Below are 20,892 nucleotides of genomic sequence, written 5' to 3'. Positions count from 1 at the left end.
TGAATGCGCTTACATTCTGCTGCGAGCGACGTTAGCCCGCCGTTGTTCCGTCCGGCAAGGCTCCCGCCCGGGAGTCCGCTCGCCCCCGCTATCCGGTTACGAAGGACCCGACATGCTCCGATCGCACGACGACAAGGTCAAGGAACTCCTCGGCCGGATGACGACCGAGGAGAAGCTCGGCCAGGTCCAGCAGCTGACCTGGACCGGGGACACGGGGCCCGGCGGCGGCCAGACGAAGGAGATCGAGGCGCTGGCCCGGGCCGGTCGGCTCGGTTCGGTGCTGAACCTGCACGGGGCGAAGTGGACCAACGACCTCCAGCGGCTGGCCGTGGAGGAGTCCCGGCTCGGCATCCCGCTGCTCTTCGGCTTCGACGTCATCCACGGCTTCTGGACGACCTTCCCGATCCCGCTCGCGCAGGCGTCCGCCTTCGACCCGGCCGTGGCGGAGACCGACGCCCGGGTGTCGGCCGCCGAGACCCGCTCGCAGGGCGTGCGCTGGACGTTCTCGCCGATGATGGACGTGACGAACGAGCCGCGCTGGGGCCGGATCGCCGAATCGAGCGGCGAGGACCCGTACCTGAACGCCGTCCTGGCCGTGGCGAAGGTACGCGGCTACCAGGGCCCGGCCGACGGCTCGGGACTCCGGTCCGGGGAACACGTCGCGGCCTGCGCCAAGCACTTCGTGGCCTACGGCGGCGCCGAGGGCGGCCGGGACTACAACACCGTGGACCTCTCCGAGCAGCGGCTGCGCAACCACTACCTGCCGCCGTTCAAGGCCGCGCTGGACGCGGGCGCGGCGACGGTGATGGCCGCGTTCAACACCGTGGGCGGCGTCCCCGCGCACGCCAACAGCCACACCATGAACAGCATCCTCAAGGGCGAGTGGGACTTCGACGGCTTCGTGGTCAGCGACTACACGGGCGTCATGGAGCTGGTCGCGCACGGTTACGCCGAGGACCCGGCGCACGCGGCGGAGCTGGCGCTCACGCACGGCCTCGACATGGAGATGGTGTCCACGCACATCGCGGACCACGGCGCGGAGCTGCTCGACGCGGGCCGCATCAGCATGGAACGCCTGGACGACGCCGTCACCCGCATCCTGCGCCTGAAGTACGCCCTCGGCCTCTTCGACGACCCGTACACCGACGAGGCGGCGGAGATCGCGGGCCCCACCGCCGAGGCGCGGGCCGCCGCGCGGGAGGCCGCGGCCCGGTCGATGGTGCTCCTGAAGAACGAGGGCGGTGTCCTGCCGTTGAAGCCGGGCGGCACGATCGCGGTGGTCGGCCCGCACGCCGACTCCGCGGACCAGCACGGCACCTGGGCGGGCCCCGGCCGGCTGGTGTTCGACACGGTGAGCGTGCTCGACGCGGTACGCGCTGCCGCGCCGGGCGCCGATGTCCGGCACTCCGGCGGCGGCGACCCGGCGATGGCCGCGGCGGCCGCCTGGGCGGCGGACGTCACCGTCGTCGTGGTCGGCGAGGACTCCGCGATCAGCGGCGAGGCCGCGTCGCGCAGCGAGATCGACCTCCCCGCGGGCCAGCAGCAGCTGATCGAGGCCGTCGCGGCGACCGGCAAGCCCTTCGTCGTCGTCCTCGTCAACGGCCGCCCGCTCACCATCGGCGGCTGGGCGGACCGCGCACCGGCCGTCCTGGAGGCGTGGCACGCGGGCATCGAGGCGGGGAACGCGGTCGCGGACATCCTGTTCGGCACGGTCAACCCGGGCGGCAAGCTGCCGGTGTCCTTCCCCCGGACGGTCGGCCAGATCCCGGTCTACTACAACCGCGAGGCGACGGGCCGCCCGTACGACGAGGCGGAGAAGTACGTCTCCAAGTACCTGGACCTGCCGGACGGCCCGCAGTTCGTCTTCGGCCACGGGCTGAGCTACACCACCTTCACGACCGGCGCACCGGAGCTCAGCCGCACCGAGATCGCGGTGGACGCCCTGGAACGCGGCGAGACGGTCGAGGTCACGGTCCCCGTCGCCAACACCGGCGACCTCACCGGCGACGAGGTCGTCCAGCTGTACATCCACGACGTCGCGGCGTCGGTCGTCCAGCCGGTACGCAGGCTGCGCGCCTTCGAACGCGTCACCCTCGCCCCGGGCGAGGAACGCCGGGTGCGTTTCACGCTGGGCGCGGAGGACCTCGGCTTCTGGACGAACGACCCCGCGGGCACGTACGTCCTGGAGCGCGGCCGCATCGACGTCTACACGGGCACCAGCTCGGCGGCGACGGTGCGGGGGAGCCTGCGGCTGGTCTGACGCGCATACGGGGAACCGTCGGCCGGGCACCTCGCCCCCGGCCGACGGTGGCTGTGCGGACGGCCACCCGGGTGGCGGCCCGAGGTCAGTCGCGCCGTCCGGCGGCCAGGCGGGCCCCCACGACGCCCGTCAGCGTGACGGCTCCGGCCGCCGCGACCCAGTTCAGCCACCCGGCGGAGGAGTTCGGCGCGATGCCGGCGTGCGCCGCGCCGCTCTTCATGTCCTTGGTGTCGAAGGTCTGGGTGGCCAGGGCGAGGTTCTTGTCCTGAGCGCTGCCCCAGGCGTAGACGACGTTGCTCGTGCCCTCCTTGAGGTTCAGGTCGGCCGGTCCGATGGCCACGGTGTCCGTCCCGGCCAGGACGACATCGGCGTTCACCGTGCCGGCCTCGACGGAGGTGGTGTCCTCCTTGGGGTTCGTCAGGTCCTTGAAGACGGGCTGGCCTCCGGCGCGTACGTCCACGGCGGGCGCGGCCGCCACATGGCGGACCGTCAGGCGGGCTTCGCCGGACTTCACGGCGGAGACGTCGTCGGCGTACGCCGTGAGCTGGGGGTCGCCGTCGGCGGAGAGGTGGGCGGCCACCGTGGCGTTGCCGCCCTCGGTCACCTTCACCTGCTTCTCCAGGGCGGGTTTGCCGTCGGGGCCCTTGCCGGCCTCGAAGACCTTGATGTCGTACGTACCGGCGTCGAGCGCCTGCGGTTCGGTCACCGTGCCCGGCTTGAAGTCGCTGAGCAACGGGTCGCCGTCGGCGTACACGTCGACCGTCATTCCGGGGATGCCGTGGAACACGGACACCATTCCCTTGTCCTGCGCCCGTTCGGGAGCGGCCATGGCGGCCGGGGCGGCGGCGCCGAGGGCCAGGGCGCAGACCCCGGCGGAAGCGGCGGCGGCGATGGTGGTCCGGTAGGTCATGGGGATCATCCCTTCGGGGGAGTCCGGATGTGCTGGTCTCTCACTCCTGCTTCGCGGTGCGGCGGTGCGGCGGATGCACCCGGGCCGCGCCTTCCCGGCCCGCTCAGCCGCCCGGGTGGTGCGCGCCGCCCAGGTCGACCACCACCGTGCGCAACCGGTGCAGGCCGCGGCGTGTGTGGCTCTTGACCGTGCCCAGGGGCACCCCGGTGCGCTCCGCGATCTGGGCCTGTGTCAGGTCCTCGTAGAACGCCATGCACAGCACCTCGCGCTGAGCCTGCGGCAGCCGGGACAGGGCCTCGACGAGCAGGACCCGGTCGAGCACCTCCTCCGGTGCCTGCCGGTCGGGCCGGGCGGGTGCGGCGTCCCGGGCGGCCGACTCGACCAGGGCCAGCCGCCGGCCCCGGGCGGCCAGCGCGTCCACGATCTTGCGGCGGGTGATGCCCACCAGCCAGGCGCCGAGGGTGCCGCGCTCGGGCCGGAAGCCGTGCCGCCCGCGCCAGACGCCGATGAACACCTGCTGGGTGACGTCCTCCGCCTCGTGCGTGTCACCGAGGGACCGGGTCGCCATGGTGTGCACCAGCGAGCCCCAGCGCCGGTAGATGGCCGCGAACGTCTCCTCGTCGGCGCGCAGGAGACCGTCGGCCAGATCCTCCTCGTACCGCGTCTCCCGCACGGGCGGGACGACGGTGGTGGCGGGTCGTGCGTAGGTGTCCATGGCCGTGCCTCCTGCCTGGCCTCCAGTGTTGGACGCACAAACGACGCAGGCAACATGCGTCGTTCATGCGTCGTACCGTGGGAAAGGTGAGCACACGCGGACGAAGCGGTGAGGAACGGGGCGGCTCCGGCGGGCTCCGGGCCGGAGGGCTGACCACCGGCGACGTGGCCCGGCGCCTCGGGGTCGCCCCCACCACGGTCCGCACCTGGGACCGCCGGTACGGACTCGGCCCGGAGGCGCACACGGGCGGCCGGCACCGGCGCTGGGCGCCGGCGGACGTGGCGAAGCTGGAGCGGATGTGCGCCCTGACCGCGACCGGGCTGCCCCCGGCCGAGGCGGCCCGCCTCGCGCGCGGCGCCGGGCCGCCGGAGGCGGACTCCGTACGCGCTGACCGCCCCGGACCCGCCCCGGCCGGGCACCGCAGCCGGGCGGGGAGCGGCCTGCGGCTCGGAGACGTACGGCAGGAGTGCCGGGGAGTAGCCCGGGCCGCCCTGCGGCTGGACGCGGCGGCCCTGGACGACCTGCTGACCGCCGCGATCGCCGAACACGGACTGGTGGCCGCCTGGACCGAGGTGTTCGTGCCGACGCTCCAGGCCGTGGGCCGCAAGTGGGAGACCTCGGGCGAGAAGTACATCGAGGTCGAGCACTTCCTGTCCTGGCACGTCTCCGGCGCGCTGCGGCAGGCCGCGCCCCGGACCGTCCCGGACCGGCCCGGGTCCACCGTCGTGCTCGCCTGCACACCGGGGGAGACCCACACACTGCCGCTGGAGGTGCTGTCCGCCGCGCTGACGGAGCGGGGCGTCCCGGTGCGCATGTTCGGCGGCGCCCTGCCCGTCGATCCGCTGCTCGCGGCGGTGCGCAGGACCGGGCCCGCCGCCGTCGCCCTGTGGGCCCAGTCCCGCGCCACCGCCAGCCGGCCGCTGGCCCAGCACGTGGCCGCCATGGAGTGGGGGGTGCGCGGCGCCCGCCGCGGTCCGGCCGTCCTGACCCTGGGCCCGGGCTGGGCGGGGCAGGCGGTGGCCGGTCTCGCGCGGCCGCCGGGGCTGGCCGAGGCGGTCGCCGCGCTGGCGCCGGACGCCCCGTGACGCGCTACGGCGGTGCGTCGCCCCGGGCGCGCTCCTGTTCGCGGACGTCCGCGAGGTCGGCGAGCCGGTCCAGCTGCCGGACCGGCCGGGCGACGCGCTGGTTGCCGGCCAGCCGCTTCCGATGCCGGTCGAGGAAGGCCCAGTAGCCCGCGGTGTACGGGCACGCGTGCTCACCGGTGCGGTCGCCCGGCCGGTAGGCGCAGGGGCCGCACAGATCGCTCATCCGGTTGATGTAGGCGCCGCCCGACGTGTACGGCTTGGTCGTCATGCGCCCGCCGTCGGCGTACTGGGACATGCCGACGACGTTGGGGAGCATCACCCAGTCGTAGCCGTCCACGAAGCAGCGGTGGAACCAGTCCGTGACGGCGGCGGGGTCCCAGCCGCGCTGGAGCGCGTGGCTGCCGAGGACCATCAGCCGGGGGATGTGGTGCGTCCACCCCGTGTCCCGTACCTGCGCAAGGACCGTACGCAGGCAGTTGGCCCGGACCGCGTCCGCGTCCAGCTCGTCCCACCAGTCGGGCAGGGGCGCGGTGTGCCGCAGCTCGTTGGAGCGCCGGTAGCCCTCGCCGAAGTACCAGTAGAGCTGCCAGACGTACTCGCGCCAGCCGGCGATCTGGCGTACGAAGCCCTCCACGCTGTTGAGCGGCGCCCGCCCCGCGCGCCACGCCTGCTCCGCCGCCTCGACGCACTCGGCGGGATCGAGCAGGCCGAGGTTGAGCGAGGAGGAGAGCAGGCTGTGGCTCATGACCGGGTCGGCGGCCAGCATCGCGTCCTCGTACGGGCCGAACAGGGCGAGCCGGTGCTCCACGAAGCGCCGCAGGGCCCGCAGCGCCTCCGCCCGGGTCGCGGGGAAGAGGCGGGGCCCGTCCCGGCCGACGAAGGAGACGTCCCCGTCGCGTTCCCAGCGGTCGAGGTCGCGGCGGACCTCCGCGTCGATGTCGTCCTCGCGCGGCCGGTACGGCCGGCCGACATCGAGGGCGGGGGTGTCGCGGGGCGGGGCCTCCCGGTTGTCGTGGTCCAGGTTCCAGCGGTCCCCGGCCGGCCGGTCGCCGTCCATCAGGAGGTCGTGGCCGCGGCGGACCCAGCGGTAGAAGTCCTCCTGCCGCAGCTTCTTCCCGCCGTGGCCGTCCGCCCATGCGGTGAACTCGGCCATCGGTACGAGAAACCCCCGGGCCGGGCCCACCGTCACCCCCGGCAGGTCCCGCACCAGGCGGAGAGCGGCGTGCGAGGTGGGGTGATGGACGCCGACGGCCCGCCCCCGCGCGGCCCGGTCCAGGCCCTCGCGGTAGGTGTCGGCACGCACATAGGTGACCCGGTCGCCGAGTTCGGCCGCGCGGTGGCGCATCGCGGACAGGACGAGGTGGGCCTTGGCCCGGTGGAACCGGCGCCGCCGGAACACCGAACGGGCCTCGATCATCAGCAGGGGCGTGTCGCGGCCGGGCCCGTCCCCGTCCCCGTCAGGGGTGAGGAAGTGCGGGCCGAGCTGGTCGCCGAAGAGCCAGTGCACAGCGGTGTCTCCTCCGTCGCGACAGCGGGCGGGCCGGGGCGGACCGGCCCGAGCGGGGGCCCGTCCCCTACCGACCGATCATGGCGCCCCCGGCGCCACCGCGCTCGTCGCGCCCCGGATCATCCCGTATGCATCCAAAGCGGGCGGGCGGGCCGAATCACTGTCATGAACCTCAAGGACGAACTCCCGCTCGACCACCATCTGGCCACCGTCTACCGCTACGGCGCGGGCCTCTGCGGCCTCATCCTGCTGGCGTTCGCGGGACTCGGCTTCGCCGACGCGCTGAGCCCCCTCGACACGGCCGGCGACACGATCGCGGGCATGAGCACCAACATCGCCCTCAGCGTCATCTCCACGGTCGTCGGCCTCGCGCTGCTCGCCGGAGCGGTGATCGGCGGCAACTTCGCCTCCGTCCTCAACATGACGGTCGGCGCGCTCTTCGTCCTCAGCGGCTTCGCGCACATCTTCGTGCTGGACCGTTCCGCCAACATCCTCGACTTCGGTATGAGCAACGTGATCTTCAGCTTCGTCATGGGCCTGGTCATCGCCACGTTCGGGATGTACGGCCGGGTGTCCAGCAAGCTCTCCCACGACAACCCCTACTGGCGCCGCCGCCACCCCGAGCAGGCGGCCCGCGAACGCGCGAAGGCCACCGGCGCGTCGCGCGCCGCCCTGGAACAGCACCGGCCCTGATCGCCGACCTCCCGGCCGGGGCGGCCTGGACAGGACCCGGCGGGACGCGGCGCGACCCGCCCAGGGAGCTGTCGGCGAGGTCGGCCTGACGCAGGGCTAGAGCTCGATCCATTCCGTGGAGGTGGTGACCTCCTTGAGGACGTCCGTGAGGGGTTCGATGCCGAGGCCCGGGCCGGTCGGGACGTCGAGGTGGCCGTCGGCGAGGACGAAGGGGTCGGTGATATCCGTGGCGAAGTAGCGGTGGGAGCCGGAGGTGTCGCCGGGGAGGGTGAAGCCCGGGAGGGCGGCGAGAGCGACGTTGGCGGCGCGGCCGATGCCGGTCTCCAGCATGCCGCCGCACCAGACGGGGACACCGTGGGCGCGGGCGAGGTCGTGGATGCGGCGGGCTTCGAGGTAGCCGCCGACTCGGGCCGGCTTGATGTTGATGATCGAGCAGGCGCCGAGGGTGATGGCCGCCGCGGCGTGGGCGGCGGACTCGATGGACTCGTCCAGACAGATCGGGGTGCGCAGCAGCTTGGCGAGCTGGGCATGCTGGACCATGTCGTCGTTGGCCAAGGGCTGTTCGACGAGGAGGAGGCCGAAGTCGTCCAGCTTGGCGAGTTGCTGGGCGTCGACGAGGGTGTAGGCGGCGTTGGCGTCGACCTGGAGGAGGAGGTCGTCGCCGAAGCGCTCGCGGACGGCGCGGACGGGTTCGACGTCCCAGCCGGGTTCGATCTTCAGCTTGATGCGTACGTAGCCCTCGGCGACGTAGCCGTCGACGGCGTCCAAGAGCTCGGGTATCGAGTTCATGATGCCGACGGAGACACCGCAGGTAACGCGCTCGCGTGCCGCGCCGAGGTGGGAGGCGAAGGACTCGCCGGTGAGCCGGAGCTGGGCGTCGAGGACAGCGGTCTCCAGGACCGACTTGGCCATGTGGTGGCCGGTGAAGGGTGCGAGCGCCCGGCCGACGGCTGTCGCGTCCACCCGGTTCCGGGGCAGGGCGGGTACGAGGTGGCGGCGCAGGACGTCCTGGGCTCCGTCGACGTACTCCGGGCAATAGCGGGGCTCGGACATGGCCGCGCACTCGGCCCAGCCTTCGGTTCCGTCGGAGGTGACGACGCGGACGAGCAGGACGTCTCGGCTGGTCTCGATCCCGAAGGAGGTACGGAAGGGAGCGACGAGGGGCATGGCGATGCGGCGCAGTTCGACGCCGGAGATCGTGGTCTTCATGTGCGGGTGGCTCCTGGTGGGGTGGTCAGCTCATGCGGTGGAGGACGTAACTGCGGCGGTCGTGGAATCCGGTGACACGGGCGCCGTCGGCCAGCAGGCCGGCCAGGGCGTGCCGTACGGCCAACCGCCAGTCGTGGGCGGCGCTCGGAGCGGTGCGACGCAGGGATTCGATGTCGTCGGGAAGGTCGATGAGGACGGTGGCGGCGTCGGTGGGGCCGATCACGGGGCGGCCGTCGTCGTTGGTGACCGCCCGTGCGACATCGGCGGGCAGGTCCGGGCTGTACGGTCCCGCGGGTGCCGTCAGGTCCCAGGCGGTCAGGACGCGGTCGGACTCGTCACCGCCGTTGATGGCGTCGTCCATGGCGCCGTAGAAGGACTGGAGGTACTCCTCGGGGCGGGCGCCGAGCTTGACGAGGTTGAAGTAGGCGTTGCGGCGGATCAGCGGATCGTAGGTCCAGGTGATGCGCTTGATTCCGCGGGCGAGGGCCCACTCGCGCTGGTGCAGCTTGAGCGCGAGGCCGACGCCGCGCCCCATGGCGGTGCCGGTGATGTGGGAGTGCAGGGTCGTGCCGATGGGTTCGCCGTAGAAGGCGACCGAGGCACCCACCAGGCGGCCGTCCTCGTAGGCGCCGGTGATGTAGTTGCCCGCGTGGGACAGGGCGCGCATGACTTCGGCGGAGACGGGCGGGCTGCCGGCGTCCGTGCCCCAGATGCCGGCGTAGAGACGGCTGACGGTGTCGAGGTCCTCCATGGTGTGGAGCTCTCTCAGGTCGAGTGCGCTCACTGCATCGCTCCGACGAGGTGGGCCAGGAGCCTGGCACGATCCGGCATGGCGGCGGTGACGACGTGTTCGTGGTCGGCGTGGGCGCCGTCGCCGACGGCTCCGAGGCCGTCGAGGGTGGGGCAGCCGACACCGGCGGTGTAGTTGCCGTCGGAGGCGCCGCCGACGGCTGCCTGGCGCAGGGGGCCGCTGCCGATTCGGGAGGCGATGCCGTCGGCCAGGACGAAGAGCTTGTGGGAGGCGTCCGGGTCCAGCGGCGGGCGGTTGGGGCCGCCCGAGATGTGCAGGCGGGCGTCGGGGTGTTCGGTGCGCAGCGTTCGCACCAGCTGGTCGACGGCTTCCTGGGCCGCCGTTGTCGGAACGCGTACGTCCACGCTGAGGTCGGCCCGGGCGGGCACGGTGTTGTTCGCGGTGCCGGCCGACAGGAGCGTCGGGGTCACCGTCGTGCCGGGGCCGGTCTGCGTGGTCACCGTGTCGGCGATGCGGCTGAGGGCGAGGATCTGGTGGGCCAGTTCGGTGGCCGCGTTGATGCCCTTCTCGGGTTCGAGCCCGGAGTGGGCGGCGCGGCCGTGGAGGGTGAGGTCGTAGAGGGAGACGCCCTTGCGGCCGGTCTTGAGCGCTCCGCCCGGGGCGGAGGGCTCAAGGACGAGGGTGGCGGCACACCGGCGTGCCAGGTCCTCGATGAGGTCGCGGGAGGTGTCCGAGCCGACCTCCTCGTCGCCGGTCACCAGGACGCAGACACCGTCGAGGGAGGGCAGGGAGGCCAGAGCGTGGAACATCTGGACCAGGCCGGCCTTCATGTCGAAGACACCTGGTCCACGGGCGATGCCCTGCTCCACCGACCACGGGTGGGTGGCGAGCGAGCCGATCGGCCACACGGTGTCGTGGTGGCCCAGGAGCAGGACGCGCGGGGTGCCGAACGTCCATTGGACGTGGGTGACACCGTTGACGACCAGCGTCTGCGGGTGGGCGCCGAGCAGCCGGCTGCCCTGGTCGGCGACCACCCGGGCGCTGCGTGCGACGGCGGCGTGGTCGGCGGAGTACGACTCGCAGGTCACGAGTTCTTCGAGGTCGGCGAGCATGGCGCCGAGTGCGAATCCGGGGGCGGGCACGGCATCCGCTCGGGGGGAATTCGGTTCTTGGTCAACCGGCACGGTGGGTCCTCCAGGTTGGGATGACCGCCACGCTAGGCAGGCGGTCCATGGTCCGGTTGGTGCCGTGGCGACAACCTGGGCGTCCGGTTCGTACCGTGGTCCGAACACCCCACCGGGCACCGTTCTCGGCGCGGAGCGCAGGTCAGCCCATGTGCTCGGCCATGAGCCGGCGCATGTTCCCGCCGAGGATCTTCAGGATGTCCGCCTCGGCCAGACCTCTGCGCACGAGCGCCTCGGTCACCAGCGGCATTCCGGCCGGGCCTTCGAGGCCCGGGAAGTCGAACATCGGGTCCTCGTCGTCCAGGCTCTCGCAGCAGGGCGGGGTGACGTCGTGCATGACCTCGCGGACGAAGTCCGAGCCGAGGCCGACGTGGTCGATCCCCGCGACGGAGACGATGTGCTCGATGTGGTCGACGATCCGGTCGGTGCCCACCTTCGCCTGGTCGTCGGTGAGGAAGTCCGGGACGAAGTTGACGCAGATGACGCCGCCGGTGGCGGCCACGCCCCGGATCTGTTCGTCGGTGAGGTTGCGGTGGTGGTCGCGCAGGGCGCGGGCGCACGAGTGGGTGGCGATCAGCGGCCGGGTGGCCAGTTCCAGCACATGGGCGACGCCGCCGGCGCCCAAGTGGGAGATGTCGAAGAGCATGCCGAGGCTTTCCATCTCCCGCAGCGCCTCGATTCCGGGCCCGGTCAGTCGACTGCCGGTGGCGTCCTCGCGGCTGCCGTCGGCGAGCGGGGTACGCCCCCAGTGGGCGATGGAGGCGATCCGTACGCCGAGCCGGAAGAGGGTGGGGAAGAGCTCGACGGAGGCGTCGATGCCGGGGGCGCTCTCCAGGGCCAGGACAAGCGCGATCTTCCCCTCGGCGAGGGCCGCGTCGATCTCGGTGCCGTTCAGGCACAGGGCGACCTGGTCGGCATTGGCTTCGGCGAGGACGTGGGCGCACTCGATCATGCGGAGGGTCTGCCGCAGTGCGCCTTCGGGGCGGTACTGGTCGTCGATGAACACGGGCAGGACCTGGATGTCGACGCCGCCGTCGCGCAGTTGAGGCAGCCAGCGTTCGCGGAAGTAGGGGCCCCAGCGCTTGGGCGGGCGCGCGGAGACGGCCATGAGGAGGTCGTTGTGGGCGTCGGCGACGACGGCGCGGTGGTGCAGGTCGTGGGGCACGAGAGTCCTTTCGGGCAGGGAGGATGCGTCCGGCGGCCCTTGGAAAAGGGGTGTGGGCCGCCGGACGCGTGGGAGGAGGAACAGGTGGATCAGGCGCGGGCCAGGCGGGGGACCGCGTCGAGGAGGGCGCGGGTGTAGGCGTCCTGAGGTGCGCCGATCACGTTCTCGACAGGGCCGGACTCGACGAGCCGGCCATGGTGCATGACGGCGACGGTGTCGCAGACGTAGCGCACGACGGCGAGGTTGTGGGAGATGAAGAGCATGGTCAGGCCGAGTTCGCCGCGCAGTTCGCGCAGCAGGTTGAGGACTGCGCCCTGGACGGAGACGTCGAGCGCGGAGGTGATCTCGTCGGCGATGAGGAGCTCCGGCCGGGCGGCGAGGGCGCGGGCGATGGCGACGCGCTGACGCTGGCCGCCGGAGAGTTCGCGGGGGTACTTGCCCGAGTACGCGGCCGGGAGGGAGACCAGGTCGAGGAGGCGGCCGACCTCCTCCTGCCGTTGGGCGCGGGGGACGCGGGTGCCTTCGGCGATGGCGTCGCCGATGCTCATGCGCGGGTTCAGCGAGGAGTACGGGTCCTGGAAGACCATCTGGATGCGGCCGGGCGCCACGCCGGTGACCGTGCCCTGGTACGGGGTCAGGCCGGCCACGGCACGGGCCACGGTGGACTTCCCGGAGCCCGACTCCCCGACGAGGCCGGTGACGGATCCCTTCGGTACCTCCAGGCTGACGCGGTCGACCGCGGTGAAGGAGCCGTATCGGACGGTGAGGCTGTCGATGTTCACCGGACCTCCCAGCAGGCCACGGAGTGGGTGTCCGTGCGGGTGAGCAGCTCGGGGCGGACAGCGCAGCGGGCGGTGGTGAAGGTGCATCGGTCGGCGAAGGCACAGCCGTCCGCGACATCGGCGGGCGCGGGCTGGCGGCCGGGGATGGTGGCGAGGGGGCCCGATCGGTCGGTGTCCATGTCGGGCAGGGAGCCGACCAGGGCCCGGGTGTAGGGGTGGCGGGCGAGGTGGAGGGCGTCGGCGGGGAGTTCCTCGACGATGCGGCCCGCATACATGACGGCGATCCGGTCGCACAGTTCGCTGACGACGGCGATGTCGTGGGAGATGAACAGGGCTCCGGCCTGCGTCGCGTCGACCGCCTCGCGCAGGACCCGCAGGACCTCGCGCTGGACGGTGACGTCGAGGGCGGTGGTGGGCTCGTCCGCGATGATCAGGCGGGGCGTGTTCATCAGGCCCATAGCGATGACGGCGCGCTGGCGCATGCCGCCGGACAGCTCGTGCGGGTACCGCTTGGCAACGTCGTCGGGGTGCTTGATGCGGACCCGGTCGAGGCGTTCGACGGCGCGGGCCCGTGCCTCGGTGCGCGTGGCTCCGCCGTGCAGGGTGGCCACTTCCGCGAGCTGGCCGCCGACCCGCAGGGCCGGGTTGAGCGAGGATGTGGGGTCCTGGAAGACCATGGCCAGTGACGAGCCGAGCAGCTTGCGGCGCTCCGCGTCCGTGAGGCCGTCCAGGTCCACCCCGCCGAGCCGCATACGGGCGCTGCCGGTGAGACCGGGGTAGGGCACGATCTGCCCGATGGCGGCTGCGGTCATGCTCTTGCCGCTGCCCGACTCGCCGACCAGGCCGACGATCTCGCCCTCATGGACGGTCAGCGACACCTGGCGTACGGGGGTGACGCCGCCGGGGAAGGCGACGGCGAGGTCCCGCACCTCCAGGACGGCATCCGGTACGGGTTCGTCCCTGGCGGGGGCCACGACGGGGGCGACCGGCTCGCCGGCCGCTTCGCGGCTGTGGGCGGCGGCCTTGGCGAAGGTGTCACCGAGGAGCATGAAGCCGAGGCCGGCGAGGCTGACGGCGAGGGCGGGGGCGACGACGACGGACGGGGTGACATAGACATGGCCGAAGGCTTCGTTGAGCAGTCGGCCCCAGTCGTACGCGGGCGCCTGAACGCCCATGCCGAGGAAGGACATCGCGGACAGGCCGAGCAGGGCACTGCCCATGGCCTGGGCCGTGTTGAGGATGAGCGGCTCGGCGATGTTGGGCAGGACGTGCCGGGTGAGGATGCGGTGGCGGGGCACGCGCAGCATGCGGGCCGCGGCGATGTAGTCGGAACCTGCGACGGTCGCCGTCATGGTGTGGGTGAGGCGGGCGAAGGCCGGTGCGAGGGCGACGCCGATCCCGAGGACGGCGCCCTGCGCTCCGAGCCCGGCGACGACGGCGGTGAACATGGCGAGCAGAAGGGCGGGAAAGGCGACCAGCAGGTCGACTGCGGCGATGACCGCCCGGCCCGCGCGCCGCGGCAGGATCTGCGGCAGGGTACCCAGGAGGATGCCGGAGACGGTTCCGATCAGCGTGGCCAGGAAGGCCAGGCCCAGGGTCAGCCGGGTGGCGACCAGGGTCCGCGCCAGCAGGTCCCTGCCGAGTGCGTCGGTGCCGAGCGGATGCGAGGCGGAGGCTCCCTGGCTGATCGCCTCCGGGTTCATCCGGGTGGCGGCTTCCTCCCAGATCAGTGGGGCGACGATCGCGAGAAGGACCATGAGGGCAATGATCACGGTGCCCAGCAGGCCGGCGGGGTTCTTCAGAAGGCGGCGCATCAGCCCTCCCTGCGGTTGGAGGCGGACAGGGACGACTTGGGGTCGAGGATCCCGAGCAGGATGTCCACGAGGAAGTTGACGACGAGGACCAGCGCTCCGTAGACGAGGATCATGGCCTGCGCCACGGGGTAGTCCTTCTGCGTGATCGCCTCGACGGTGCGCAGTCCCAGGCCCGGCCACGCGAAGACGTTCTCCACCAGGACACTGCCGGTGATCAGACCGCTGAGCAGCAGGCCGCCCATGGTCAGGGTCGCGGTAAGGGTGTTGGGGAGCAGGTGCACCGCATACAGCCGCCAGGCGGGCAGCCGCTTGGCCTGGGCCAAACGCATGTAGTCGGTGTCGAGTTCGCGCAGGGTCTCCACACGCGCCAGGCGGGCGATCATCGCGGCCGGGGCGATGGCGAGTGCCGTGACCGGCAGGACGAAGGAGGCGGGCCCCGTGAGGCCGGCGGGCGGGAGGAGGCCGAGGCCCAGGGAGAGGGTGAGCAGCAGCGCCAGTCCGTAGAGGTATTCGGGGATCGCGACGGCTGTGCCGGTGAGGGTGGTGAACGCGGTCTCGGTGCCGCGCCGGCGTCCGTTGTGGGTGCGGACGGCGGCCCACAGGCCCAGCGGTACGGCCACGGCGAGCGCGGTGAGGGTGGCCAGGACCGCGAGTGCCAGGGTGTTGGGCAGGCCCTGGCCGATGATGTCGGTCACCTTCTGCGAGGTGAAGAAGGAGGTGCCGAGGTCGCCCGAGACGAGGTCCCGCACATAGTGCGTGAACTGAGTGGGAATCGGCTGGTCGAGGCCGAGTGCGCTGCGGCGCTGGTCGACGAGTTCCTTCGGTGCGGTCGGGCCGAGCATCTGGCGCAGCGGGTCGCCGGGGATCAGATGGATCATCGCGAACGAGGCCACGACAAGCACGGAGAGAGAGCCGGCCAGGCGCAGCACCTGCCGGGCGAAGAAGCGCGCGGTCAGCCGACGGGGGCGGCGCGGCACGGCTGCGGCGCTGGGTGCTTCGTGCGCGGTGAGCACGTCGGAGGGGGCGGTCACTCCTGTCCTCCCGTCATCCGGATCGACGTCGGGTCGAAGAGTCCGGCCGTGATGCGGAAGGTGGCTTTGTGGGCGGCCACCGTGACGGTCTTGTCGACGACGGGGACGATGTCGCCGCTGTCGATGAGGGCGTGCTCGGATCGCGCCCACAGGGCGCAGCCGGCGGCGCCGGGGAGCTTGACGGCCTCGGCGGTGAGCTGCTCGTACTTCTTGTTGGCAAGGTGGGCGAAGTTGCCGCCGTCGGGGGTGAAGGGCCCGGAGAGAGCGCCGAGGAGCTGGGTGGGCAGTGTGACGCCGAGCGGCGCCCAGTCCACGTCCCAGTCCTGGGTGACCGCTTCGACCTCGGCGTACGCCGCGTCGGACACCGCCCGCAGACGGACGTCGACGCCGACGTTCTTCCACGACTCGGCCAGGTACTCGGCCGCGGCGGCCATGGTCTCGCCCGACGACGTGCCGTAGATCATGCGGAGGGTGAGCTTCTTGCCTTCCTTCACGCGCACGCCGTCGGGGCCGCGTCGCCAGCCCGCGGCGTGCAGCGCCGCTTCGGCCGCCTGGGGGTCGAAGACGGGCAGGCGGCCTGTGACGGTGTCGCCGGGACACGGCTTGGGGTTCATGACCAGGCCGGTGGGTGCGCGGCCGGTACCGCCCGTGGCGATCGCTCCGAGGGAGTCGAAGTCGACGGCTCGGAGCAGGGCCTTGCGGACGGCCGGGTCGCTGCCGGGATGGCCCTTGCCCTGGTGGAGGAAGAACTCCTGTGTGCCGTTGGCCTGCACGGTGGTGGTCACGCCGGGGATGTGGGTGACGCGGGCGCGGTCGGGGCCGGCGAGCTGTGCGCCGTTGAGCTGGTGGGAGAGCAGAAGGTTGGCCGTGGTCGCCTCGCTGCCGACGACTCTGAGCACGACGGAGCCGGGCATGGCGGGGTCGGCGGTGGTTGCGCCGTTCGGCCCCCAGGCGTAGTCGTCGCGTCTGGCGAAGGTGTAGCTCCGGCCGGGCTCGGCGGAGGTGAGCTTGAACGGGCCGGATCCCGATGTGCCGCTCGCCAGCAGCGCGCGGTCCTTCAACCCCGCTCCGCAGACGATGAACAGGTAGCGGGTGCTCTGCAGGATGAAGGCGAAAGGCTCCGGTGTGGAGAGCGTCACGGTGCCGGTCGCGTCGTCCGCCCTCGCGGTCAGCCCTTCGGGGACCACGACGCCGTACGCGGGCGACTTGGTGGCCGGGTCGGTGATGTGCCTGACGTTGGCGGCGACCGTGCTCGCCGTCACGGGGCTGCCGTCGGAACAGGTCACACCACGACGCAGGGTGAAGGTGACGGAAGCGGGTGTGACGTGCCACTTCTCGGCGAGTGCGGAGACGATCCGGCCGTCGGGTCCGGTGTTCACCAGGGTGTCGTAGGCGAGCGACAGCGCGGTGTACGTGGTGGTGTTCTGCACCTGGGCGGGGTCGAGCAGTCCGGGGTCGCTCTTGATCGCGTAGCTGAAGGCGTCACCGCCGGACGATCCGGCCTGGGCGACGTTGCCACAGCCGGCCGCCAGCAGTGACACCGCGAGACAGGCTGATATCGCCTTTGCTCTCTTCATCGGGGGTTTCATAGGGGGCTCCATCGGGGGCTCCTCGGGCGGGAGAGTTGCCCCACAGTCGCGGCTCATGGCTGGAAATGATTCAGACGGGGCGACGAAAGCTGCCTCGCCGGTTCGGTGCCAGGTCCCAAGCCGTGTGACGGCCATGGAGACACGCGGGCCCCGGACTGCGGGTCGGCGGTCCGGGGCCAGGGCGTTTCGTCGGGACAGGCGGCGTGCACAGGGCGTCCCGTTCAGGTCCCGGCGCGCAGGTGGTCGACGGCCAGCCGGGCGGCGCGGCCGATCGCGCGGTCTGCGAGGGGCTGGCGCGTGACGGCCGTCGAGGTGCGCAGGAAGACGCCTACGGCGTACCGCTTGCCGTCGGGGTACTCGATGACGCCTGCTTCGTTGCGTACGGAGAAGTCGGTGCCGGTCTTCCCGGCGAGCCGGACGCCCGGCTCGGGGAAGCCGGAGACGAGCCGGTGCTGCCACACCTGCGCGCGCATGATCTCCCGTACTTCGGCGCAGGCACGCGCCGGTCCGGCTTCGTCGTGCCAGATGGCGGCGAGGAGCGCGGTCACCTCGCGGGGCGTGCTGGACGGGCTGGTGCCGGGGGTGCAGGCACGGAGGGTGAGAAGCCGTTGGTCGGGGATGCCGGCCAGTTGGTCGTCGAGGGAGCGGTCCGGCGCGAGACCGAGTTCCTGGCGGATGTCGTCGTCGAGGGCGGAGCAGGAGGAGAACCCGAAGCCGGGGAGGCCCAGACCGTCGAGGGTGGCGCGGACCCGGTCGGGTCCGACGATGTCCAGGAGCAGGTCGGTCGCCGCGTTGTCGCTGATCGTCATCATCATGAAGGCCAGGTCGCGGGCGCTCATCTCGACGTCGTGGGCGCAGCCGTCGGTGCCGCTGCCGCCGGCCCGGTAGGCGGATGTGACGGAGTGGCGCCGTGCGGGGTCGAGTTCCCCCGAGGCAGCCTGGCGGGCGTACTCGAGGGCGATGGGGATCTTGAAGACGGAGGCGAGTACGACCGGGGTGTCGGCGGCGTGAGCGAACTCCGCTCCGGTGTCGAGGTCCCGGACGTGCACGGTTCCCTCCACCTTCGCCTGCGTGAAGGTGGAGGAAAGCGCGGTGTGGATCTGCTCGGCTCCTCCCGGCTGGGCTGGGGCTGTGGTCATCTCGTCTCCTTGGTCGGCAGGGCCGGGGGGCGGCGCAGGCGTTCGACGGCGGTCCGTGCCGCTAGGCCGATCGCCGCGTCGGCGGCCGGGCTGCGGCCGCCGAGGGAGGGGGTGCGCAGGAAGACCGCGACGGCGTAGCGGCCGCCGTCGGGGTATTCGACGACGGCGGCTTCGTTGAGGACGCCCCACAGGGAGCCGTTCTTGGCCGCGACGCGGACGTCGTGGCGGAAGCCCGCGGCGAGCCGGTGGACCGAGAGCTGGTGGCTCATGAGTTCGCGGACCTCGGCGCACGCTTCCGGGGGTCCGGCCCGGTCCCTCCAGATCGCGGTGAGCAGGGAGGTGATCTGGCGGGGAGTGCTGGAGGCGGAACGGGTGGGGTCGAGCATCGCCAGGCCCCTGATCCGGTCCTCGCTCACCCGGTCGAGCTGGGCGTCGAGGTCGCCGTCGGGGTCGAGGCCGAGTTCGGCCCAGACCGGGTCCCACAGCTCGCGGTAGCGCCCGACCGGAAGGTCCGGGCAGCCCAGTTCGGCGGCGACGGCCCGCACCTGGTCCGTTCCCAGGATCTCCATGAGCTTGTCGGTGGCCGCGTTGTCGCTCATGGACAGCATGAAGAAGGCGAGGTCGCGAGTGCTCAGGGTGACGTCGTGCAGGCAGCTGTCGGTGCCGATGCCACCGCCTTCGCGGTTGGCCGCGGTGATGGTGTGCCGGGCGTCCCGGTCAAGTGCACCGGCTGCCGCCTGGCGGGCATAGGCGAGCGCGACGGCGATCTTGCGGATGGAGGCGACGATGACCGGGGCGTCGGCGCGGAAACCCGCTTCGCGGTCGCCGTCGATGTCGCGGGCGTGGACGAAGCCCTCGACGCCGGCTTCGCCGAAGACCGACCGGAGAGCGGCGGTCGCCCCGTCGACGCTGGTAAGTGGTGCCATGGATGGTCCCCTCGTGCGGAGGTCAGCTGGTCTTGGGGGTGGCTCGGCCGCTGTAGTGGAGGTACGAGGGGCCGTCGGGGCGCTGCTCGAACACCACCGCGTCCCAGACGGAGTCGCCCTCGTCGCGGCCGACGAAGGTGGTCGCGTCGACGGCGACGAGGTCGAGGGTGCGGGAGCGTGCGAGGCCGACGAGGATGCCTGTGGGTTCGGTGCGCAGGCGCAGCCCTCTGTCGTGCGCGGTCACATGAATCCGGCTGCCGGCGCGCTCGTAGACGCCCGTGAAGGGGGCGGTGTCGATGTCGACGGGCCGGCCGGGCGGCGCCAAGGGGGCGGGGACGTCGATCGCGTGCAGGGTGCCGAGGAGTTCGCCGGCGAGGCGGTGCTGGAACTCGACGCTCCGGCCGCCGTTGATCAGCGCGGTGACCACCGTGCCGAGTTCCGGCAGGACCCACAGCGCGGCGTGCTGGCCGATGGTGTCGCCGGTGTGGGAGACCACCTGGTGGCCGTCCCACTCGTCCAGGCTCCAGCCGATGCCCCACTGCCGCCCGCCGGTGTGCGGATTGGGCAGGTCGACCTGAGGCTGCCGCAGGGCGGCGGGGTCGGCGAGGAGTGCTCCGGGGGCGAGGTGGGCGCGGCCGAAGGCGACCACGTCGGCGGCCCGGGCACAGATCAGCCCGGCGGGGCCGACGGACCGGGGCAGTCCCCACTGCGGCACCACGGCACCGTGCTCGTCGTGGCCGACGGCCGCGCCGAAGCGCAGGACGTCCTCGGGCAGTGTCCAGGTGTGGGTGAGGCCGAGCGGGTCGCAGATCTGCTCGCGCAGGGCCTGGTCCCACACCTTTCCGGTGAGCTGCTCGACGATCCGGCCGGCGACGACGAAGCCGGAGTTGCAGTACGAGTGGGAGTCCCCGACGGGGAAGGTCTGTTCCAGGTCGGCGCACGCCTCGGTGTACCGGCGCAGGCAGTCGTCGCCGCGGCCGGTGTCGAGGAACAGGTCGCCGTCGATGCCCGAGGTGTGGGTGAGCAGGTGGCGCAGGGTGATCGCGGCCGTCGCCTCGGGGTTCCCCACCCGGAATTCCGGCAGGATCTCCACGACGGGGGTGTCCAGCGTGACGTGTCCCTGCTCGGCCAGGAGCATCAGCTGGGTTGCGGTCCACACCTTGGTGATGGAACCGATCTGGAACAGCGAGTCGGTGTGTGCGGGCGCGCCGGTGGTGGTGTTGAGGACGCCGGTGGCGCACTCGTACAGCTCGCTGTCGTGCCAGAAGGCCAGGCTCGCGCCCGGCACCTCGGAGTCGGCGGCCAGGGCTGCGAGGCGGCCGGCCCAGTGCTCGATGTCGGGCTTCACGCACGTCCTCCGGGTGACTCGATGCGGCTTCGTGAACTTGGCCGGAAGCGTATGCGCGGACAACGAGCGATTGTTCGTGCGGGGATACGAAGGTGCAGGTCAGAGCTTGGTCCGGGGGACAACTCCGGTCGTGGTCGGAGTTCCTAGGGTGGCGTTCACCCGACGTACTAGGAGACGAGACGACGATGCCGCTGATCGACCGCGACGACTGCGCCCTGGTGATCATCGATGTGCAGACCGATTTCTACCCGCCCCGGCGGCTCGACGTGGACCGGCAGCGGTTCCAGGACATGGTGCGGCGCATCGCCTGGATCACGTCGGTGGCCGACCGCCTGGAGATCCCGGTCGTGGTGACCGAGGAGGACCCGGCGGCCGGCGGGCACACCGTGCCGGAGATCCGCGAGGTGCTGCCGGCCAAGGCGGTCACCCTGCCGAAGAACGCCTTCGCCGTCTGGGACAACCCCGACATCGCCGCCGCGATCGAGGCCACCGGCCGCACGACCATGATCCTGGTCGGCATCGAGACCGACATCTGCGTGGCCCACTCGGCGATCCAGCTGCACCACGCCGGCAAGCGCGTCGCGGTCGTGGACGACGCCGCCTACTCCCCGGGCCCGGCCCATGAGCGGGGGCTGCGCCGTCTGGCAGGCCGGGGCATCGAGACACTCTCCACGAAGGAGCTGTTCTACGACTGGGTGCGCACCATCCAGGACGCCGAGGCCTTCCACGACACCCACGCGGATCTGGCCGTCCCGCCGGGCGTCCGCCTCTGAACGGCACCGCC

The 20,892-nt window shown here is 72.2% G+C and carries 18 protein-coding genes; 4 read left to right on the top strand and 14 right to left on the bottom strand.

Annotated features, from left to right (window positions below; all coding sequences use genetic code 11):
- Nucleotides 1-112 precede the first annotated feature (112 nt).
- Entirely contained in the window at nucleotides 113-2,260 is a 2,148-nt protein-coding gene (locus NEH16_RS06085) for a glycoside hydrolase family 3 N-terminal domain-containing protein (protein ID WP_265539903.1), read from the top strand.
- Between the two features lie 85 nt (nucleotides 2,261-2,345).
- Here NEH16_RS06085 and NEH16_RS06080 read toward each other — a convergent pair whose 3' ends face one another.
- Nucleotides 2,346-3,170, bottom strand: coding sequence for a DUF4397 domain-containing protein (locus NEH16_RS06080; RefSeq protein ID WP_265539901.1), 825 nt, complete (start codon nucleotides 3,168-3,170; stop codon nucleotides 2,346-2,348).
- Between the two features lie 103 nt (nucleotides 3,171-3,273).
- The gene (locus tag NEH16_RS06075; RefSeq protein ID WP_265539899.1) at nucleotides 3,274-3,885 is read right to left on the bottom strand and encodes a sigma-70 family RNA polymerase sigma factor; all 612 of its coding nucleotides are present in this window, start codon (nucleotides 3,883-3,885) and stop codon (nucleotides 3,274-3,276) included.
- An 86-nt stretch (nucleotides 3,886-3,971) separates the two neighbouring features.
- Here NEH16_RS06075 and NEH16_RS06070 point away from each other — a divergent pair, with 86 nt between their 5' ends.
- On the top strand, nucleotides 3,972-4,970 hold the full coding sequence (locus NEH16_RS06070; protein WP_265539897.1) for a MerR family transcriptional regulator: 999 nt from the start codon (nucleotides 3,972-3,974) through the stop codon (nucleotides 4,968-4,970).
- A gap of 4 nt (nucleotides 4,971-4,974) precedes the next feature.
- Here the strand turns inward: NEH16_RS06070 and NEH16_RS06065 are convergent, their stop codons facing one another.
- Nucleotides 4,975-6,477 (bottom strand): cryptochrome/photolyase family protein, encoded by a 1,503-nt coding sequence (locus NEH16_RS06065; protein WP_265539895.1) that lies wholly within the window; start codon nucleotides 6,475-6,477, stop codon nucleotides 4,975-4,977.
- Nucleotides 6,478-6,642: 165 nt separating this feature from the next.
- On the opposite strand from NEH16_RS06065, the gene NEH16_RS06060 reads away from it, so the two are divergent.
- Nucleotides 6,643-7,170, top strand: a complete 528-nt coding sequence (locus NEH16_RS06060) for a DUF4383 domain-containing protein (protein WP_265539893.1) — start codon at nucleotides 6,643-6,645, stop codon at nucleotides 7,168-7,170.
- A gap of 96 nt (nucleotides 7,171-7,266) precedes the next feature.
- Here the strand turns inward: NEH16_RS06060 and menC are convergent, their stop codons facing one another.
- The 11 genes from menC to NEH16_RS06005 form a co-directional block, all read right to left on the bottom strand.
- The gene (gene menC / locus NEH16_RS06055) at nucleotides 7,267-8,379 is read right to left on the bottom strand and encodes an o-succinylbenzoate synthase (protein ID WP_265539891.1); all 1,113 of its coding nucleotides are present in this window, start codon (nucleotides 8,377-8,379) and stop codon (nucleotides 7,267-7,269) included.
- A 25-nt stretch (nucleotides 8,380-8,404) separates the two neighbouring features.
- A complete protein-coding gene (locus NEH16_RS06050; RefSeq protein WP_265539889.1) occupies nucleotides 8,405-9,163 on the bottom strand; it encodes a GNAT family N-acetyltransferase in 759 nt (252 codons plus the stop codon).
- On the bottom strand, nucleotides 9,160-10,242 hold the full coding sequence (locus NEH16_RS06045; protein WP_265547083.1) for a M20 family metallopeptidase: 1,083 nt from the start codon (nucleotides 10,240-10,242) through the stop codon (nucleotides 9,160-9,162). The genes NEH16_RS06050 and NEH16_RS06045 overlap by 4 nt, the downstream gene beginning before the upstream one ends.
- A 214-nt stretch (nucleotides 10,243-10,456) precedes the next feature.
- Nucleotides 10,457-11,479 carry a dipeptidase gene (locus NEH16_RS06040; protein ID WP_265539887.1) on the bottom strand — a complete coding sequence of 341 codons (1,023 nt, stop codon included), beginning with the start codon at nucleotides 11,477-11,479 and terminating at the stop codon, nucleotides 10,457-10,459.
- An 89-nt stretch (nucleotides 11,480-11,568) separates the two neighbouring features.
- Entirely contained in the window at nucleotides 11,569-12,261 is a 693-nt protein-coding gene (locus NEH16_RS06035; RefSeq protein WP_073966187.1) for an ABC transporter ATP-binding protein, read from the bottom strand.
- Nucleotides 12,258-14,075 (bottom strand): dipeptide/oligopeptide/nickel ABC transporter permease/ATP-binding protein, encoded by a 1,818-nt coding sequence (locus NEH16_RS06030; RefSeq protein ID WP_265539885.1) that lies wholly within the window; start codon nucleotides 14,073-14,075, stop codon nucleotides 12,258-12,260. Before NEH16_RS06030 ends, NEH16_RS06035 begins: the two co-directional genes overlap by 4 nt.
- The gene (locus NEH16_RS06025; protein ID WP_265539883.1) at nucleotides 14,075-15,106 is read right to left on the bottom strand and encodes an ABC transporter permease; all 1,032 of its coding nucleotides are present in this window, start codon (nucleotides 15,104-15,106) and stop codon (nucleotides 14,075-14,077) included. Before NEH16_RS06025 ends, NEH16_RS06030 begins: the two co-directional genes overlap by 1 nt.
- The gene (locus tag NEH16_RS06020; RefSeq protein WP_265539881.1) at nucleotides 15,103-16,683 is read right to left on the bottom strand and encodes an ABC transporter substrate-binding protein; all 1,581 of its coding nucleotides are present in this window, start codon (nucleotides 16,681-16,683) and stop codon (nucleotides 15,103-15,105) included. The genes NEH16_RS06025 and NEH16_RS06020 overlap by 4 nt, the downstream gene beginning before the upstream one ends.
- Nucleotides 16,684-16,916: 233 nt before the next feature.
- Nucleotides 16,917-17,834 (bottom strand): serine hydrolase, encoded by a 918-nt coding sequence (locus NEH16_RS06015; protein ID WP_079192910.1) that lies wholly within the window; start codon nucleotides 17,832-17,834, stop codon nucleotides 16,917-16,919.
- Nucleotides 17,831-18,760, bottom strand: coding sequence for a serine hydrolase (locus tag NEH16_RS06010; RefSeq protein WP_073966183.1), 930 nt, complete (start codon nucleotides 18,758-18,760; stop codon nucleotides 17,831-17,833). Before NEH16_RS06010 ends, NEH16_RS06015 begins: the two co-directional genes overlap by 4 nt.
- 22 nt (nucleotides 18,761-18,782) lie before the next feature.
- Nucleotides 18,783-20,108, bottom strand: a complete 1,326-nt coding sequence (locus tag NEH16_RS06005; protein ID WP_265539878.1) for a serine hydrolase domain-containing protein — start codon at nucleotides 20,106-20,108, stop codon at nucleotides 18,783-18,785.
- Nucleotides 20,109-20,293: 185 nt separating this feature from the next.
- Between NEH16_RS06005 and NEH16_RS06000 the strand changes: the two genes are divergently transcribed.
- Nucleotides 20,294-20,881 (top strand): isochorismatase family protein, encoded by a 588-nt coding sequence (locus tag NEH16_RS06000; RefSeq protein WP_265539876.1) that lies wholly within the window; start codon nucleotides 20,294-20,296, stop codon nucleotides 20,879-20,881.
- Nucleotides 20,882-20,892: the final 11 nt, after the last annotated feature.

The sequence above is a fragment of the Streptomyces drozdowiczii genome, assembly GCF_026167665.1.
GTDB lineage: Bacteria > Actinomycetota > Actinomycetes > Streptomycetales > Streptomycetaceae > Streptomyces > Streptomyces drozdowiczii_A.
This window is presented reverse-complemented; position numbering and strand designations above follow the sequence as displayed.